Raw genomic sequence first — 2,920 nt, forward strand, 5'->3', positions numbered from 1 at the left:
GGTTGCGAGCCTGGACGATACCGGCAAGGCGAAAGTTGACGGAACCGTCGAGATTCCCTTTTGGGCGCAGACTGCTACCCACAGATTTGTCGGCGTTTACGAGAAAGCTGGCTTTCTCGCCTGCATGCGGAAGCTGCAGGTCATCAACAAAAAGGAAAAGAAGGTTGTTCAGGAGATCGGGTTCGATGACGATAATTGCGACGCCGGCATGCTGATGACGCCCATCTATATGAATGTTCAAAAACAAGTGGAAACAAGATTAGAGATTATTTCCGTAAATTTTCGTGGCAACGCCGGCTATACGTTGGACTATGTTTTTTCTCTTAGAACCAAGAAGTACCACCAACTGGTGAAATGACGAGTGCCTCACTTGGCCGTGTGCAGGCAATGCTTTACCGCCGCCCGAACAGCCTTTCGATATCCGCCAGCTTGAGCTCGATATAGGTCGGGCGACCGTGGTTGCAGGTGCCGGAGCCGGGCGTCGCCTCCATCTGCCGCAACAATGCATTCATCTCTTCGGCCTTGAGCAGGCGGCCGGAACGCACCGAGCCGTGGCAGGCCATGGTCGCGGCGATCTTGTCCAGCCGTTCCTTCAGCGTGTCGACCGTGTCGTTGTCGGCGATCTCGTCGGCGAGGTCACGCACCAGTTGCTGGACATTCGTTTCGCCGAGCATCGATGGCGTCTCCCGCACTGCGACGGCGCCCGGGCCGAAGCGCTCGATGCCGAGGCCGAAGCGGGCCAGTGTTTCCGAATGCAGCGCAAGCCGTTCTGCATCCTCTTCCGCCAGGTCGATGATCTCAGGCAGAAGCAGCATCTGCGAGGGCACGGGGCGCGAATGCAGTGCATTCTTCAGCGCTTCGTAGACCAGGCGCTCATGCGCCGCATGCTGGTCGACGATGACGAGCGAATCCTTGGTCTGCGCGACGATGTAGTTCTCATGCACCTGGGCGCGCGCGGCGCCCAGCACCGCGCCAAGCAGCGTCTCGGCCGCCTCATCCTGCCCGGCACGCACATCGGCGCTGGCAAGCGGGCCGGCATCGAACGCCGCCTGCTCGTTCTCACGCAAACCACGATGCTCGAAGCCCGCGCCCTCGAAACCCATGTCGAACGGCCGCTGCGGCGACCGGGCCGGATCGAAGCCGGACGGACCTGACGCGCGGTAGACCGCGTCGTAGCTGCGGTGACCGTTTGCCGGGCCGCCGTGGCCGTAAGATGCAGCACCGGGCCGGAAGGCCGCCATCATGCCGGCCGCACCCGTGGTGGCGGCGCGGATGCCGGAATCGGCCAGCGCCTGGCGGATGGCGCCGACGATCAGCCCGCGCACCAGGCCGGGATCGCGGAAGCGGACATCGGCCTTGGCCGGATGGACATTGACGTCGACGATGGCCGGATCGAGCGACAGGAACAGCACCGTCACCGCATGGCGGTCGCGCGGCAAAACGTCGGCATAAGCACCGCGAATGGCGCCCGCAATCAGCTTGTCGCGCACCGGCCTACCGTTGACGTAGGCATATTGCTGCAGCGCGTTGGCACGGGTGAAGGATGGGATCGACACGTGACCGGTCAGATGCACGCCTTCGCGCATCGCCTCGATGGCAATCGAATTGTCGGGAAAATCGGCACCCATCACCTGGGCGACGCGACGCAGGCTGCCTGCCGCGCTGTCGTCCGTCGCCGGCAATTCCAGCGTCGAGCGGTCCGAGCCGGCCAGCGTGAAGCGCACGGCGGGGAAGGCGATGGCGATGCGCTTGATCACGTCACTGGTCGCCGAACTCTCGGCGCGCTCGCCCTTCATGAATTTCAGTCGGGCCGGCGTGGCGAAGAACAGGTCGCGCACCTCCACCGTGGTGCCGCGATTGGCCGCTGCCGGCCTGACGGGCAAGACGCGGCCGCCCTCGATGCCGATTTCGGCGGCACTGTCGCCGGCGGCCGTACGCGAACGGATCGACAGCCGCGACACCGAGCCGATCGACGGCAGCGCTTCGCCGCGGAAGCCGAGCGAGCGGATATCGTTGATATCCTCGGTGAGCTTGGAGGTGCAGTGACGCGCAATCGCCAGCGCCAGTTCCGATTCAGGGATGCCGGAGCCGTCATCGGTGACACGGATCAGGCTCAGTCCGCCGCCGGCGGTGACGATCTCGACGCGCGAAGCGCCGGCGTCGAGCGCATTCTCGACCAGTTCCTTGACCACGCTTGCCGGACGCTCGATGACTTCGCCGGCGGCGATCTGATTGATCATCGTTTCTGAAAGCTGGCGAATGGGCATGGCGGCACTATAGGCGGATTCGGGGCTTGCGGGAGAGGCATAGTCGCGAAAGCGGTGGATCAGTTCGCGGCATGGATTACGCTTGCGCCACCAGCCAATCCCTCACCTTCCGCGCATTGTCGCTGAGCTCGCGGTTCTTTGGCCAGATGACGTAGAATCCGATGCCGGTCCTCAGCACATGATCCGTCACCGGCACCAACAGTCCTGATGCCACGAGGCGCTCGACGAGATGCCGCCAGCCGAGCGAGATGCCTTGTCCCTCCATGACCGCCTGAATCACCAAGGCATAGTCATTGATGCGCAACCCGCGCTCGGCATTACGGAGGCTGGTTCCGGCTGCCGCGAACCATTCGTCCCAGTTCGGCGCCTCGCGGTAGGGCTCCTCGAGATGGATGAGCCGGTGCATGGCAAGTTCAGCGACGGTCTCCGGCAACCCAAACTTCGCCAGATAACTGGGGCCCGCCACCGGGAAGATCTCCTCGTCGGCAAGCGACAGCGAATGATAATCTGGCCAGTCGCGCGGCACGCCGCCGCGCACGCCGAGCGGGATGCCTTCGGCGATGATGTCGAGATCGCGGTCGGCGGTCTGGATGCGCAGATCAACGCCCGGCAGTTCGTCGCGGAATTGCTGCAGGCGCGGCATCATCCAGAAC

At 63.7% G+C, this 2,920-nt stretch carries 3 protein-coding genes; 1 reads left to right on the top strand and 2 read right to left on the bottom strand.

All coding sequences use genetic code 11. The features are described 5' to 3' along the window. Positions 1 to 358 (top strand): hypothetical protein (locus tag EN993_RS37230; protein ID WP_206532466.1); only part of this gene is annotated, 358 nt, incomplete at its 5' end. A gap of 34 nt (positions 359 to 392) precedes the next feature. Here the strand turns inward: EN993_RS37230 and mutL are convergent. Together mutL and EN993_RS34015 are read right to left on the bottom strand one after the other, a co-directional pair. After that, a complete protein-coding gene (gene mutL, locus EN993_RS34010; RefSeq protein WP_127266066.1) occupies positions 393 to 2,267 on the bottom strand; it encodes a DNA mismatch repair endonuclease MutL in 1,875 nt (624 codons plus the stop codon). Between the two features lie 76 nt (positions 2,268 to 2,343). Further along, on the bottom strand, positions 2,344 to 2,920 hold a 577-nt coding region (locus tag EN993_RS34015), incomplete at its 5' end, for a LysR substrate-binding domain-containing protein (protein ID WP_245469047.1).

The organism is Mesorhizobium sp. M7D.F.Ca.US.004.01.2.1 (assembly GCF_003997785.1).
GTDB lineage: Bacteria > Pseudomonadota > Alphaproteobacteria > Rhizobiales > Rhizobiaceae > Mesorhizobium > Mesorhizobium loti.